Consider the following 12,710-nt stretch of genomic DNA (forward strand, 5'->3'; position numbering starts at 1 on the left):
TTGATGCTCCTCTTACCTGGTAAGTGTCGGTAATAACGATTAAAGGATTTGCACGACGTCGGTCGGCTTGATGGTGCCAATGTTGGAGACATTGAGCTTGACGCCGTCGGTGCCGGTGCTGACGCTGGCAACGGTACCGAAGGCCAATCCGGTGGCGCCGACGGCGACGCCGTTATTGGCAGCCGTCACGGTGAAGGTATAGGCGCCGTCGGCGGCCTTGCTGCCGACATCGTTGGTGCCATCCCAGATCACGGGCAAGGTGCCTGCTGTCTGGCTGCCCAGATCCATGGTGCGCACGACAGCGCCAGTGGAATCCTTGACGGTCACGGTCACGTTCGACGCGGCGGAGTCGAGCTGCACGCCGAACACGGCCTTTTGCGAGGTGGTTTCCTTGCCGTCCGCATCCTTCGTGGTGTCGGACGTCAATTGCGCGGTATTGCCCGCTGCCAGCACGCTGTGGCCGATCATGTTGGCCGATTGCAACGCCTGCGAAGAAGTCAGGTTGCCCATCAGCGTCGACAGCGTACTGTTGAGTTGGCTGATGCCGGTGACCGTCGACATCTGCGCCATCTGGGACGTCATCTGCGAGTTGTCCATCGGATTGTTCGGATCCTGGTTCTTCATCTGCGCGATGAGCAGGGTCAGAAAACGGTTCTGGATCGCGTCCGGGCTGTTGTCAGTGAGGCTGGAGCTGCTGCTGGTAGAGCTGGTGCTGGTGGCACCGTTCATGGTGTTGAGCAGGTCGGAGGATACGGTAGTCATGGGCTAAGTTCCTATTGGCCGATGGTGAGGGTCTTGAGCAACATGGACTTGGCCGTATTCATGGTTTCCACATTGGTCTGGTACGAACGGGAGGCAGAGATCATGTTGACCATCTCTTCCACCGGATTGACATTGGGCATGGCCACATAACCATTGGCATCGGCCATCGGGTGCTTGGGGTCATACACCAGCTTGGGCGGGGCCTGGTCTTCGACCACCGCCGCCACCGACACGCCGCTATCCTTGATGCCACCGATCGGCACCGACTGGAACACCACTTGCTTGGCCTTGTAGGGCGTGCCGTCGGGGCCGGTCGCGCTGTCGGCGTTGGCGATATTGCTGGCGGTGGCGTTGAGGCGCTGCGACTGCGCGCTCATGGCCGAACCGGCAACATTGAAAATATTGGAAAGGGACATGGCATTAACCTTGTTGGATGGCGGCGATCATGTTCTTGATCTGGCCGTTGACCGACCCGACCGCGGCTTCATAGCGCACGCCGTTGTCGACGAATTCATTGCGCTCGACATCGAGATCGACGGTATTGCCGTCGACACTGCCCTGCGCCGGGGTACGGTACAGCAACGGCGAGCCACCGATGCCGCTCTCGCCGCCTGCGGCCGTGCCGGCCACGTGCGAAGCCGCCGTGCGCGCCAGCGTCAGCGGCGGCAAGCCGGTGGACTTGTTGTCCATGGCATTTTTCAGCGTATCGGCAAAGTTGATGTCGCGCGCCTTGTAGTTCGGCGTATCGGCATTGGCAATGTTGGACGCCAACACCTGCTGGCGCTGGGCCCGCAGGTTCAGTGCCATCTCATTGAAGCGAAAATAATCGTCCAGTTTGGAAACCATCGAGACCCTCCCCGAGATACCGGCCACTGCTCAAGTTCGAGCAGGCTGTGCCGATGATGGAATTACGTAGGCTTGATCATACGTTTGCGCCCCGAACTCTAAGGAGCGATAAGCCTTGAAAAGCGTCCCTTGTTCCTGCTTTTGACCTCGCGCGCGAGACGTAACATTGCCTGCAAGATTCGCCAAAGCCTGCTCCCTGGCTGTTGCAATAAATGAAATATTTATCAAGCGCTTTCCTGCGCAACCTCCCCCGCCTTTGCCTTGCATCGCTGTTGCTGAGCGCCACCTGCGCGCACGCCCAGACCGATGCATCGGCGCCTGCCCGACAGGATCTGACCGTCCTGCAACAGCAGGCCCAGCAGTTCCTGAAAGAGCAGACCGCCTCGCTTCCGGGCAGCGTCACGGTGGTGGTCGACCCGGTCGATACCCGCCTGAACCTGGCTGCCTGCCTGGAGCCGCAGGCCTTCATGCCGAACGGCGCCCGCCTGTGGGGCAAGACCACCCTGGGCATCAAATGCGTGGCGCCGTCGCCATGGACAATATATCTGCGCGCCAACGTCCAGGTCATTTCGGATTACCTGGTGGCGGCAGTGCCGCTCAGCCAGGGCCACACCATTACCGCCGGCGACCTGACCCGCGTGCGCGGCGACCTGTCGACCTTGCCCAACGGCATCATGACCGACGAAACCCAGGCCATCGGCCGCATCTCGGTCTCGGCGGTGCGCGCCGGCACCCCGCTGCGCTCCGACCTGATCCGCAGCCAGCGGGTGGTCCAGCAAGGACAGTCGGTGCGCGTGGTGTCCACCGGGCCGGGCTTCCAGATTTCGACCGAGGCGCGGGCGCTGACCAACGCCACCGAAGGACAGATGGCGCAAGCCCGCACGGCCGCAGGCCAGGTCGTCAGCGGCATCGCCAGGGCCGGAGGCATTCTGGAAATCAACTATTAACAGAAGGAAACTTGGCCTAAATGAAGAAAATTGCGGGTTCACCCTCAAAAAGTCCTTCAAGGTGTTAAAGTTTGCTGTGTTATCGCCGATAAAGTAAGCGACAGCCGGGTGCATTGCCCCCCACCCTAAAAGGAATACTGCCGTGAACGTTAATGACGCCCTCAAATCGACCGCCGCACGCAGCGATCAGGCCACCAATCGGCCAGCCAACCAGAACGTAGCTACCACTGGTACCAGCGCCGCTTCTACTGCCGCGACTTCGGACAACGTGCGCCTGTCGGCCACTTATCAATCCCTGGAAACGAAAGTGAATAACGGCAGCGGCAGCTTCGATGCGAAAAAGGTCGCCGAGATCAAGGCAGCAATCGCCAACGGCACCTTCCAGGTCGATCCCGAAAAGGTCGCCAGTGGCCTGATCGATACCGTCAAGACCTTGATCGGCGCACGTCGCGCCTGATTGCTCAAGCCCCGGATAAGGTAATCATGACTACGCCCGCCCACAGCCTCCCGCAAGAACAGGCCGCATTGATGCGCCTGGTTGCCAAGCTGCGCCAGGAGCAGGAATTGCTCGCGGCAACGGCGGCTGAAGGCATGACCGACCTGATTGGTGAAAAAGCCACGATTGTTGCTGAAATGACCACACTGGCCGGTCACCGCCACCAGATGCTGGCCGCCATCGGTTACGCCGAAGATGAAACCGGCATGCAACAGTGGATGACCGAACACGGCACCGACGCCGACCGCGAAGTCTGGGCCGCCTTGTTCGACCTGGCGCAAGACGCCAAGGAACTCAATCGTGTCAACGGCGTACTGATCGGCAAGAAGCTGGCTACAAACCAGAGCGCGCTGACGATCTTGCAGGGCAAGTCCAGCGCAGGCAACTTCTATGGCCCGGATGGCCAGAGCAACAACAAATCGAGCGGCCGCCGTCTTGGCGTGGTTTGATGCTCGCGTGTTGCACCAATGACAAAGCCCGGCGATGCCGGGCTTTTTTGTTGCTGGATGGTCCCGCGTGAACGCTTTCTCTGACAGCAGCCACAGCCGCTGGGTACCGGCATTCGCCGGCACGACGGGATACTCTGATTGATCACTCGATCTCCGTCGCCCTGACAAAAGTCAGGGCCCAGCGTCTCTCACCGCATCCAGATTCAGGTCACGCCTGTCCATGCATGCTCGCGCAGATAAGTCCGCATCCGCGAAACTGCCTGCGCATGCAGCTGGCATACCCGCGACTCGGACACGCCCATCACCGCGCCGATTTCCTTGAGATTCATTTCCTGCTCGTAGTACAGGCCCATCAGGATCTGCTCGCGCTCGGGCAAGGCCTTGATCGACTCCACCACGGCTTCGCGAAAACCGCCATTGATCAAGTTCTGCAGCGGGTCGTCCGAGTCGGAGGTTTGATGGCGATCCAGGAAATGCTCGTGACCGCCTTCGTCGTCGTGAAAATCTTCGTAATAGATCAGTTGGTGACCACCACAATCACCCAGCAACGCCTGGTACTCGACCAGGCTCAGCTTCATGTGCTGCGCCACCTCGGTTTCTTGTGGAGGACGGCCCAGCTGTTGCAACAGCGCCTGCATGGCCTCTTCCACCTTGCGGGCATTCTGGCGGATGCTGCGCGGCAACCAGTCGCTGCTGCGCAACTCGTCTAGCATCGCACCGCGGATACGCTGCACGGCATAGGTCTCGAACTGCGCGCCATGCGTTTCTTCATAACGATTGACAGCATCAAGCAGCCCCATCATGCCGGCCTGGATCAGATCATCCACCTCGACGCTGGGGGGCAACTTGGCTTTCATCTGATGCGCCAGTTTTTTCACCAACGGCGCATGCAGCTCAAGCATCTGGTTCTTGCCTGGTTTTCCCTTGACGTTATACATGCACGTCACACTCCAAGACTTGCACCATCGGTTGCCATGCCATAAGTGCTCTTGACCTCTTGCGGCATGGCAAAGCGCTTGGCCAATCGATGGAAGGCAATCGTCGCGCCCGCGAACGGAAACACATCCATGACCGCCCTCCCTTGCCCGCATGCACGACGGATATGATCGTCGGCAGGTACCGAACCCAAAAACTTCAACTGTGCCGCCAGGTAACGGCTGGCCGCCTGCGCCATATTGGCGTAGACAGTCTGCGCTTCGGCTTCGGTGGCATCGTTGACGATAAGACTGAAAGGACGGCGACCGATCTTGTCCGACAAGCTCTTGAGCAGCACATAAGCCGCCTTGATCGAACTTGCCGTGGTGGAAACCTGGATCACGATTTCCCCCATTTCCATCGTCGGCACAGGCATCGACTGATCGTCCGCCAATACTCCGTTGACCAGCGTAATTTCGGCTTGTTCAATCAGGCTGTCAAAGATTTCGGCCAGCCGTCCAGCTTGCGCACTGTTACTGCCGGGCACCGTACGACGCGCAATGCGCGCCATCGAAAAACCTTCAGGCAACAACCGCACAGCTTCATGCATGCCGCGTTCCTTGCGCGCCACTTCCTGCAGCGTCGCCACATCGTGACGCAAGCCGATGCGCGTCAGCAGACCCGACGAAGCAACCCCGCCATCGATGAGCAGAACATTAGTGTTTCCCTGTGCCAGCGCGGCCGCCAGGTTGATGAGCATGGCGCTCTTTTCCTCTTCCCCCAGGACCGAGAAAAAGGTGAACAGCCGGGGCACCGGACGCTCGAGCATCCGTCGCAGCCCAGCCGCCTGATCGATGTCGTAACTAGCCAAGGATCACCTCGCGCAAGCCTTTGTCGTTCATCGACATGGCTGTGGGCCCTACCACTCCAGGCAACTCACCCTCCTGGAATTCGAACGGCGCCGTCTCGCGCTTTTGCTTGAAGGCACGATCAGCCAGGTACAGCTTGTTGGCCACGTGAAGATCTTCGGGCACGCGCTGGCCGTTGGCCACATAGTGCAGGTTGAGCTTATGGCGAATCACCACATCGAGCACGTTGCCGATGGTAGCGGCTTCATCGAGCTTGGTGACGATGCAACCGGCCAGGCCCGAGCTCGAATAGGCATGCACCACTTCATTGAGGGTGCCGCCGGTGGCAGTCGCGTTGAGGCACAGCAGGCGCTTGATGTCGACGCCGGCGCCGGCCAGCATGGCATCCTGCTCGGCCACCATCTGGTCGCGCTGGCCGACACCAGCGGTATCGATCAGCACGGTGTGCTTGCCCTTCAATTCTTCCAGCGCAATGCGCAGGTCGGTTTCGTCCTTGACCGAATGCACCATCACACCCAGGATCTTGCCGTAGATGCGCAACTGCTCGTAGCCGCCGATACGGTAGCCATCGGTGGTGATCAGCGCCAGCTTGCCCGAACCGTGGCGCATCACGCAGCGTGCCGCCAGCTTGGCGGTGGTGGTGGTCTTGCCCACACCGGTGGGGCCGACCAGCGCGAACACGCCGCCGTTCTCTAACAGTTCGCTTTCGTTAGCCAGCGTGTTCAGGTTGCGCGCCAACACCGACTTGACCCAGAACATGATGTCCTGCGACTTCGAGTTGGCCGGCAGGTTTTCGGTGATCAGGCGCGACAGGCTGGCCGAAAAGCCGGCCGCCAGCATCTCTTTCATCACTTGCGCCTTGATCGGCTCGCGCTTTTGCGTGCCGCCCCAGGAGATTTCGGCCAGTTGCGTCTCCAGCACGCCGCGCATGGAGCGGATTTCGCTCATCACGTCAGACAGAATCTCGTCATAGTCCTTGCCTTCGAATTCGGGCAATGCCGAGCGCGGGCGATCGTCACCTGCATCGCTCGCCTCATCGGCGCCGGCCTGGGCCGGACGCGCAGCGCTGCGGCTGCGCCAGACGCGGGCGTCGACCGCGACTTCCGGCTCTTCGGGGCGTGCGGCAGGACGACGGCTGGTTTGCGTCTGGTCCAGCAGCGGCGCGGCCTCGGAGCGCATCTGGCGCGATGGCTGCTGCGCCAGCGGCGACGACAGCAACGCCGGGCGACGGGGACTGGGCGCCTGCGCTTGCGGCTGACCGGATTGCTGTTGCAGCGAGGCCGGTTGCGGGCGACCGGCAGCCTCGCGACCCGCGGTAGGCGCGACCAGCGTCGTCATATCCTCGTTGGCCATCGCCAGGATCTCGACGCCGTCGGGGATATTGCGATTGGAGAGGATGACCGCATCGGGTCCCAGCGCTTCACGTACCTGGCGCCACGCCTCACGGGACGAATTGGCGATAAATTTCTTCACGTTCATGCTTGCCCTCCAACTAGGCTGGTAACTTTAATCGTTTTCGAATCCGGTACTTCTGCATGCGACAGCACCCTCAACTGCGGCATGGCCCGACGCAGGAACCGCGCCAGCAGCGTACGCAACGGCGCCGGGACTAACAATACCGGCGCCAGGCCCATCTGCTCCTGTCGTTGCGCCGCCTGCTCGGTCTGACCGACCAGCGCATCGGCCAGGCCTGGCTCGATCCCGCCGCTGTCGCCGCCGGCTTGCATTGCCTGCAACAACAATCGCTCCAGCTTGGCGTCGAGCGCCATGACCGGCAGCTCGTTCTCGCCGGGGAAAATCTGCTGAATGATCGCACGGCCCAGGGCAATGCGCACGATCGCCGTCAATTCGTTAGGCTCTTGCACCCGCGCTGCATGTTCGGCCAGCGCTTCGATGATAGTGCGCATATCGCGAATGTGCACGCCTTCGGCGAGCAGGTTCTGCAATACCTTCTGCAAGGTGCCCAGCGGCAGCATCTTCGGCACCAGGTCCTCGACCAGCTTGGGCGCTTCCTTGGCCAGGTGATCCAGCAAGCTCTGCACTTCCTGGCGGCCCAGCAGCTCGGCCGCGTGGGTGGTGATCAAATGGTTCAGGTGGGTCGCCACCACGGTGCCGGCATCGACCACCGTATACCCCATGGTCGAGGCCTGCTCGCGCATGGAGCTATCGATCCAGACCGCCGGCAATCCGAACGCTGGATCGCTGGTCATCATGCCGGGCAACGGGCCGGTTACCATCCCCGGGTTGATCGCCAGGAACTGGCCAGCGAGCGATTCACCCTTGCCGATATCGACACCCTTGAGGGTAATGCGATATGCGGAGGGTTTCAATTCCAGGTTGTCGCGGATGTGGATCGGCGGCGACAGGAAGCCGACTTCCTGTGCGAATTTCTTGCGAATGCCCTTGATGCGCTTGAGCAATTCGCCGCCCTGCGCCTTGTCCACCAGCGGAATGAGCCGATAGCCCACTTCCAGCCCGAGCGTATCGACCGGCATCACGTCCGACCAGCTGGCTTCCTCCGCTTCCTGCGCCGGCGCTGCATTGGCCGCCGCACCGCCGCTGGCAACGCCCCCCGCGACCCCGCCCGGCTGCTGCGCATCGACCTTGGCCTGCTCGCGACGCTTGTTGGCCATGTAGGCACCGCCTGCCATGGCTGCCGCCAGCAGCAGGAAAGCGAAGTGCGGCATGCCCGGGATCATGCCCATGCCGCCGATGATGACGGCGGTGATGTACAGCACTTCGGGCTTGGCGAATAACTGATTGATCAGCTGGCCGCCGACGTCCTGGTCGTTGGCCACCCGCGACACCACCACACCGGCGGCGGTCGAAATGATCAGCGAAGGAATCTGCGCCACCAGGCCGTCACCGATGGCCAGCAGGGTGTAGTTCTTGATGGCGGCGTCGAACGGCATGTCGTGCTGCACCATACCGACGATCAGGCCGCCGACGATGTTGACCACCGTCACGATGATGCCGGCGATGGCGTCACCGCGCACATACTTGCTGGCACCGTCCATGGCGCCGTAGAACTCGGACTCCTGCGCCACTTCCTTGCGGCGGGCACGGGCTTCCGGTTCGCCGATCATCCCGGCGTTGAGGTCGGCATCGATCGCCATCTGCTTGCCGGGCATCGCGTCCAGGGTAAAGCGCGCACCCACTTCGGCAATCCGCCCGGCACCCTTGGTCACCACCATGAAGTTGATGATGGTCAGAATCACGAACACCACGATACCGACCGTGTAATTGCCGCCGATCAGGAAGTGACCGAAGGCCTCGATCACCTTGCCGGCGGCGTCGGGCCCGGTATGGCCCTCGGTCAGCACGATCCGGGTAGAGGCCACGTTGAGCGACAGCCGCAACATGGTACTGACCAGCAGCACCGCCGGGAAAGCGATGAAGTCCAGCGGCTTGACGGTGTACAGCGCCGTCATCAGCACGATCACCGACAGCGAAATGTTGAAGCTGAACAGCACGTCGAGCAGGAACGCCGGCAGCGGCAGGATCATCATCGCCAGCATCATGACGATAATGACTGGCGCCGCCAGCGCCTTGGAGTGCTTCACCGGCAACCAGGCCGGTACTTTCATGGTGTCGAGTTTTGCCATCGTCAATGCTTTGTTCTACGCTGTGCGGCGCGGGATTTGGTGGCCGTGAGCGGATCGAGCTCGGTAGGCACCGCCAGTTCGGTCGGTTGTTCGGGACGATCGCCGCCGTAGCGACCAAAGGTGCGCAACTGGAACACGTAGGCCAGCACTTCGGCCACTGCCGTGTACAGCGCCTCCGGAATCTCGTCACCGATTTCGGTATGGGTATGCAATGCACGTGCCAGCGGCGGGGCCTCCAGCAACGGCACCTTGTTTTCGCGAGCCAGCTCGCGGATCTTGGCGGCGACGTCGTCGGCCCCCTTGGCCACTACGCGTGGCGCCCCCATCTTGCCCTCGGTGTACTTCAGCGCCACCGCATAGTGCGTCGGGTTGGTCACCACCACGTCGGCAGTCGGCACTTCCGCCATCATCCGGCGGCGCGCCATGGCGCGCTGCATGGAGCGGATCTTGGCCTTGATGTGCGGATCGCCATCGGACTCCTTGTGCTCCTGCTTGACCTCTTCGCGCGTCATGCGCAACTTACGACCGTAGTTCCAGATCTGGTAAGGCACATCGAGCACGGCGATGAAGATCAATGCCGACACCATGGTGATGAAACTGGTCCACAGCAGCTGCACCGAATGCCGGGTGCCCATCGGCAGCGACTCAACGCTCAGGTTCATCATTGCATCCATCTGCGACATGATCGCCATCCAGGCGACCGTCCCCACCAGGATGGTTTTCAGTACCGCCTTGAGCAGTTCGACCAGCGAATTGATCGACACCATGTTGGTGATGCCGTTGATCGGGTTGAGCTTGCTGAACTTGGGCATGAGCGACTGGCCATTGAACAGCCAGCCGCCAAGAATGAGGGGCGACGCCACGGCCGCCAGGGTCATGATGAAAAACACCGGGATCGCTGCAATGACGATTTCCTTCAGGTGTCCAGACAGCATTTCAAACAGGACCGCAGGATCGAACGCGGCAGCCCGCTCAAAGCTGAAGGTCGAGGCCAGCAGGCGATTCAGGCTGGTCACCAGCGGCCCGGTGAACGCGTACACGGCAAAGCCCCCCACCAGCAACAGCACGCAGGTCGCCATTTCGCGCGAGCGCGGCACATCACCCTGCTCACGGGCACGCTCAAGGCGTTTACCCGTGGCGGGTTCGGTCCGCTCCATGTCGCTGTCTTCGGCCATTGCCGCATTCCCCCTGCCAAAACCACGTTCCCGGTTAATAGACGGATTTCGAGAACGATAGGCAGGATTATTCGCGAGCCGGTGCGGCCCTCATCATGGGAATAAGAGTGGAAAGGTCCCGCATTTCGGACTAGGCAAAACCGCAATGGTCTGCCTTTGTCGAAACGAGACGTATCGAATTGACATCTATGCGCCGAGGGACAAGCAGGAACCCACAGCAGATGTTGCTTAAAAGAAATATTTCTTGCCGCTTGCCGACGACATTTATTGTTATTGATTCATCAGGCAAGCACCCGGTGAAGCATCACCGGGTGTCCGCTTTCCTGTTAGAAACCCAGGCTCTCCAGCAGATCGTCGACCTGCCCCTGATTGGCGATCACATCCTTGCCGGTCGGATCGATCTGCGGCCCGTTGAGCAAACCCGTGTCTTCACGCTTGACTTCGGTGGGCGAATAATCGACCAGCAATTGCACCAATTGCGACTCGAGCTCATGCGCCAGTTCGGTGACACGCTTGATCACCTGCCCGGTCAGATCCTGGAAATCCTGCGCCATCATGATATCGAGCAATTGCTGCTTGGTGACAACGCTATCCTGGTTCGCCTGCCCCAGGAAGGCCGAGGTCTTGGCCGCCAATGCCCGGTAGTCGCCCTCCGAGAACGCCGCATTGCCCACGGCATCCCATTGCGACTTGAGTTCAAGGGCGCCATCACCGATGCGATCCTGCAGGGGGCTGGCCAATTCGGTGGCCGTCAGCACGCGCTGCGCCGCCTGTTCGGTCATGTGCGCCACGTACTCAAGGCGGTCGCGGGCGTCCGGCATGTCACTGGCCGCCTTTTCAAGCAGCCGGTCAAAACCGAGGCCACGCAAGCTGTCGTGCAGGTTACGCGTCATGTGACCGATACGAACCAGCACCTCGTCGCCCCCGACTACCGGGGCGGCGCCATGCGCCTGGCCTTGTGCGACATCCACGACGCCACTCACGTCAGCCGCCCATCTTTTCGAAGATCTTTTTCAGCTTTTCGTCCAGCGTAGCGGCAGTAAATGGCTTGACCACATAGCCATTGGCGCCAGCCTGGGCCGCGGCCACGATGTTTTCCTTCTTGGCTTCGGCGGTCACCATCAGCACCGGCAGCTTGGACAGGGCCGGATCCTTGCGGATTTCCTGCAACATGGTCAGGCCGTCCATGTTAGGCATATTCCAATCCGAGACGACGAAGTCGAACTGGTCGGAGCGCAGCTTCTGCAGCGCCTGGACGCCATCCTCGGCCTCGTCGACGTTGGTGAAACCCAATTCCTTGAGCAGGTTGCGCACGATCCGGCGCATGGTCGAAAAGTCATCAACGACGAGGAATTTGGTATTAGGATCGGACATTCTGGCACTCCATCTGTTCAAATGATCTATTGGTTAACGGCAAGCTGCGCTCTAAACTTGAACCGCTAACTTTCGTTGTCTGGTTGCGCGGGCCGCGACCGGCAACATCAGCCTCTCGCGCCCCGGCATTGTAGTGCAGCCTTTGCGAAAATGGCAGCGCTATTACCCTGCCCCTGCTTTTATTAGACCCGCAACGCACGGCTTCCGTGTTCCGCCAGCCACGCCAGCACCCGCGCCGGCATCGACAGCAACGGCAATACTTCATGCGCCGCACCCACGGCAATGGCTTCGCGCGGCATGCCGAACACCACGCTGGAAGCCTCATCCTGGGCAAAGTTATAAGCCCCGGCGGTGCGCATCTCGAGCATCCCCTGCGCACCGTCCTTGCCCATCCCGGTCAGGATCACGCCCACCGCGTTCTTGCCGGCGCACACGGCAGCCGACTGGAACAGCACATCGACCGAAGGCCGGTGGCGGTTGACCGGCGGCCCCTGGTCAAGCTGGGTCATGTAGTTGGCGCCGCTACGCACCAGCTTCAGGTGCGAATGTCCGGGCGCAATATAAGCGTGACCAGGCAGTACCCGCTCGTTGCCTGCCGACTCGACCACCGAAATCTTGCACAGGTTGTTGAGGCGCTGGGCGAAGGAGCGGGTAAATCCCTCGGGCATGTGCTGCGTAATCAGGATGCCCGGGCAATCGGAAGGCATGCGGATCAGAAATTCCTTGATGGCTTCGGTGCCGCCGGTGGAAGCGCCAATGATGATCAACTTTTCACTACTGGTCAGCGGATTGCGAATCTGCGGCAATACCTCGCTGCCGCCGGCGGCAGCCTCGGCCTGGCGCGGCGCGCGGGCGCGCACACGCGCCTTGGAAGCAGCGCGAATCTTGTCGGCGATCATGTCGGCGTATTCCTGCATGCCGCTCTGGATCGAAATCTTGGGCTTGGTCACGAAATCGATGGCGCCCAGCTCCAGGGCGCGCAGCGTGATCTCGGAGCCGCGCTCGGTCAGCGACGACACCATCACCACCGGCATCGGCCGCAGCCGCATCAGCTTTTCAAGAAAATCCAGGCCGTCCATGCGCGGCATTTCGACATCCAGCGTCAGGACGTCGGGATTGGTCTGCTTGATCAGCTCGCGCGCGATGATCGGGTCGGGCGCTACGCCCACCACTTCCATATCGGGTTGGCTACCGATGATTTCTCGCATGACACTGCGGATCAGTGCCGAATCGTCAACAATGAGTACTTTTATTTTCATGTTCATGCTTTCA

At 61.0% G+C, this 12,710-nt stretch carries 14 protein-coding genes; 3 read left to right on the top strand and 11 right to left on the bottom strand.

Translation table 11 applies throughout. From position 1 onward, the window contains the following. Positions 1 to 39: 39 nt before the first annotated feature. Genes LBW87_RS00540 through flgB form a run of 3 tightly spaced genes read right to left on the bottom strand, consistent with a single transcriptional unit; the run spans position 40 to position 1,608 of the window. Positions 40 to 762: a flagellar hook assembly protein FlgD gene (locus LBW87_RS00540; RefSeq protein WP_225199491.1), complete on the bottom strand. Its 723-nt coding sequence runs from the start codon at positions 760 to 762 to the stop codon at positions 40 to 42. A gap of 11 nt (positions 763 to 773) precedes the next feature. Then, positions 774 to 1,178, bottom strand: a complete 405-nt coding sequence (gene flgC / locus LBW87_RS00545) for a flagellar basal body rod protein FlgC (protein WP_225199492.1) — start codon at positions 1,176 to 1,178, stop codon at positions 774 to 776. A gap of 4 nt (positions 1,179 to 1,182) precedes the next feature. Next, complete coding sequence (gene flgB / locus LBW87_RS00550; RefSeq protein WP_225199493.1) at positions 1,183 to 1,608, bottom strand: flagellar basal body rod protein FlgB; 426 nt, start codon at positions 1,606 to 1,608, stop codon at positions 1,183 to 1,185. 212 nt (positions 1,609 to 1,820) lie between these two features. Between flgB and flgA the strand changes: the two genes are divergently transcribed. From flgA to LBW87_RS00565, 3 genes are all read left to right on the top strand, one after another. Continuing rightward, on the top strand, positions 1,821 to 2,555 hold the full coding sequence (gene flgA, locus LBW87_RS00555) for a flagellar basal body P-ring formation chaperone FlgA (RefSeq protein WP_225199494.1): 735 nt from the start codon (positions 1,821 to 1,823) through the stop codon (positions 2,553 to 2,555). Positions 2,556 to 2,697: 142 nt separating this feature from the next. Then, the gene (gene flgM / locus LBW87_RS00560; protein ID WP_225199495.1) at positions 2,698 to 3,012 is read left to right on the top strand and encodes a flagellar biosynthesis anti-sigma factor FlgM; all 315 of its coding nucleotides are present in this window, start codon (positions 2,698 to 2,700) and stop codon (positions 3,010 to 3,012) included. Positions 3,013 to 3,038: 26 nt separating this feature from the next. Next, a complete protein-coding gene (locus LBW87_RS00565; RefSeq protein ID WP_225199496.1) occupies positions 3,039 to 3,500 on the top strand; it encodes a flagella synthesis protein FlgN in 462 nt (153 codons plus the stop codon). A gap of 203 nt (positions 3,501 to 3,703) precedes the next feature. On the opposite strand, the gene LBW87_RS00570 is transcribed toward LBW87_RS00565, so the two are convergent. From LBW87_RS00570 to LBW87_RS00605, 8 genes are all read right to left on the bottom strand, one after another. Continuing rightward, a complete protein-coding gene (locus LBW87_RS00570) occupies positions 3,704 to 4,438 on the bottom strand; it encodes an RNA polymerase sigma factor FliA (protein WP_225199497.1) in 735 nt (244 codons plus the stop codon). A gap of 5 nt (positions 4,439 to 4,443) precedes the next feature. Next, positions 4,444 to 5,244: a MinD/ParA family protein gene (locus LBW87_RS00575; RefSeq protein WP_225200317.1), complete on the bottom strand. Its 801-nt coding sequence runs from the start codon at positions 5,242 to 5,244 to the stop codon at positions 4,444 to 4,446. A 34-nt stretch (positions 5,245 to 5,278) separates the two neighbouring features. After that, positions 5,279 to 6,763: a flagellar biosynthesis protein FlhF gene (gene flhF / locus LBW87_RS00580; protein ID WP_225199498.1), complete on the bottom strand. Its 1,485-nt coding sequence runs from the start codon at positions 6,761 to 6,763 to the stop codon at positions 5,279 to 5,281. Beyond that, entirely contained in the window at positions 6,760 to 8,889 is a 2,130-nt protein-coding gene (gene flhA, locus LBW87_RS00585; protein WP_225199499.1) for a flagellar biosynthesis protein FlhA, read from the bottom strand. The genes flhF and flhA overlap by 4 nt, the downstream gene beginning before the upstream one ends. Before the next feature lie 2 nt (positions 8,890 to 8,891). Continuing rightward, positions 8,892 to 10,064 (bottom strand): flagellar biosynthesis protein FlhB, encoded by a 1,173-nt coding sequence (gene flhB, locus LBW87_RS00590; RefSeq protein WP_225199500.1) that lies wholly within the window; start codon positions 10,062 to 10,064, stop codon positions 8,892 to 8,894. A gap of 326 nt (positions 10,065 to 10,390) precedes the next feature. Further along, positions 10,391 to 11,035, bottom strand: a complete 645-nt coding sequence (cheZ, locus tag LBW87_RS00595) for a protein phosphatase CheZ (RefSeq protein WP_225199501.1) — start codon at positions 11,033 to 11,035, stop codon at positions 10,391 to 10,393. A gap of 13 nt (positions 11,036 to 11,048) precedes the next feature. After that, positions 11,049 to 11,438 (bottom strand): chemotaxis response regulator CheY, encoded by a 390-nt coding sequence (cheY, locus tag LBW87_RS00600; RefSeq protein WP_225199502.1) that lies wholly within the window; start codon positions 11,436 to 11,438, stop codon positions 11,049 to 11,051. A 182-nt stretch (positions 11,439 to 11,620) separates the two neighbouring features. Next, entirely contained in the window at positions 11,621 to 12,697 is a 1,077-nt protein-coding gene (locus LBW87_RS00605; RefSeq protein ID WP_225199503.1) for a protein-glutamate methylesterase/protein-glutamine glutaminase, read from the bottom strand. Between the last annotated feature and the right edge of the window lie 13 nt (positions 12,698 to 12,710).

This window comes from Herbaspirillum sp. alder98 (genome assembly GCF_020179755.1).
In the GTDB taxonomy this organism is placed as follows: Bacteria; Pseudomonadota; Gammaproteobacteria; order Burkholderiales; family Burkholderiaceae_D; genus Herbaspirillum.

What these genes read in the sequence shown, in the direction of transcription:
- LBW87_RS00540 (WP_225199491.1), bottom strand. Translation starts at nt 762, where the DNA reads ATGACTACCGTATCCTCCGACCTGCTCAACACCATGAACGGTGCCACC.
- LBW87_RS00565 (WP_225199496.1), top strand. Translation starts at nt 3,039, where the DNA reads ATGACTACGCCCGCCCACAGCCTCCCGCAAGAACAGGCCGCATTGATG.
- flhF (WP_225199498.1), bottom strand. Translation starts at nt 6,763, where the DNA reads ATGAACGTGAAGAAATTTATCGCCAATTCGTCCCGTGAGGCGTGGCGC.
- LBW87_RS00575 (WP_225200317.1), bottom strand. Translation starts at nt 5,244, where the DNA reads ATGCTCGAGCGTCCGGTGCCCCGGCTGTTCACCTTTTTCTCGGTCCTG.
- flhA (WP_225199499.1), bottom strand. Translation starts at nt 8,889, where the DNA reads ATGGCAAAACTCGACACCATGAAAGTACCGGCCTGGTTGCCGGTGAAG.
- flgC (WP_225199492.1), bottom strand. Translation starts at nt 1,178, where the DNA reads ATGTCCCTTTCCAATATTTTCAATGTTGCCGGTTCGGCCATGAGCGCG.
- LBW87_RS00570 (WP_225199497.1), bottom strand. Translation starts at nt 4,438, where the DNA reads ATGTATAACGTCAAGGGAAAACCAGGCAAGAACCAGATGCTTGAGCTG.
- flgB (WP_225199493.1), bottom strand. Translation starts at nt 1,608, where the DNA reads ATGGTTTCCAAACTGGACGATTATTTTCGCTTCAATGAGATGGCACTG.
- cheY (WP_225199502.1), bottom strand. Translation starts at nt 11,438, where the DNA reads ATGTCCGATCCTAATACCAAATTCCTCGTCGTTGATGACTTTTCGACC.
- flhB (WP_225199500.1), bottom strand. Translation starts at nt 10,064, where the DNA reads ATGGCCGAAGACAGCGACATGGAGCGGACCGAACCCGCCACGGGTAAA.
- flgA (WP_225199494.1), top strand. Translation starts at nt 1,821, where the DNA reads ATGAAATATTTATCAAGCGCTTTCCTGCGCAACCTCCCCCGCCTTTGC.
- LBW87_RS00605 (WP_225199503.1), bottom strand. Translation starts at nt 12,697, where the DNA reads ATGAAAATAAAAGTACTCATTGTTGACGATTCGGCACTGATCCGCAGT.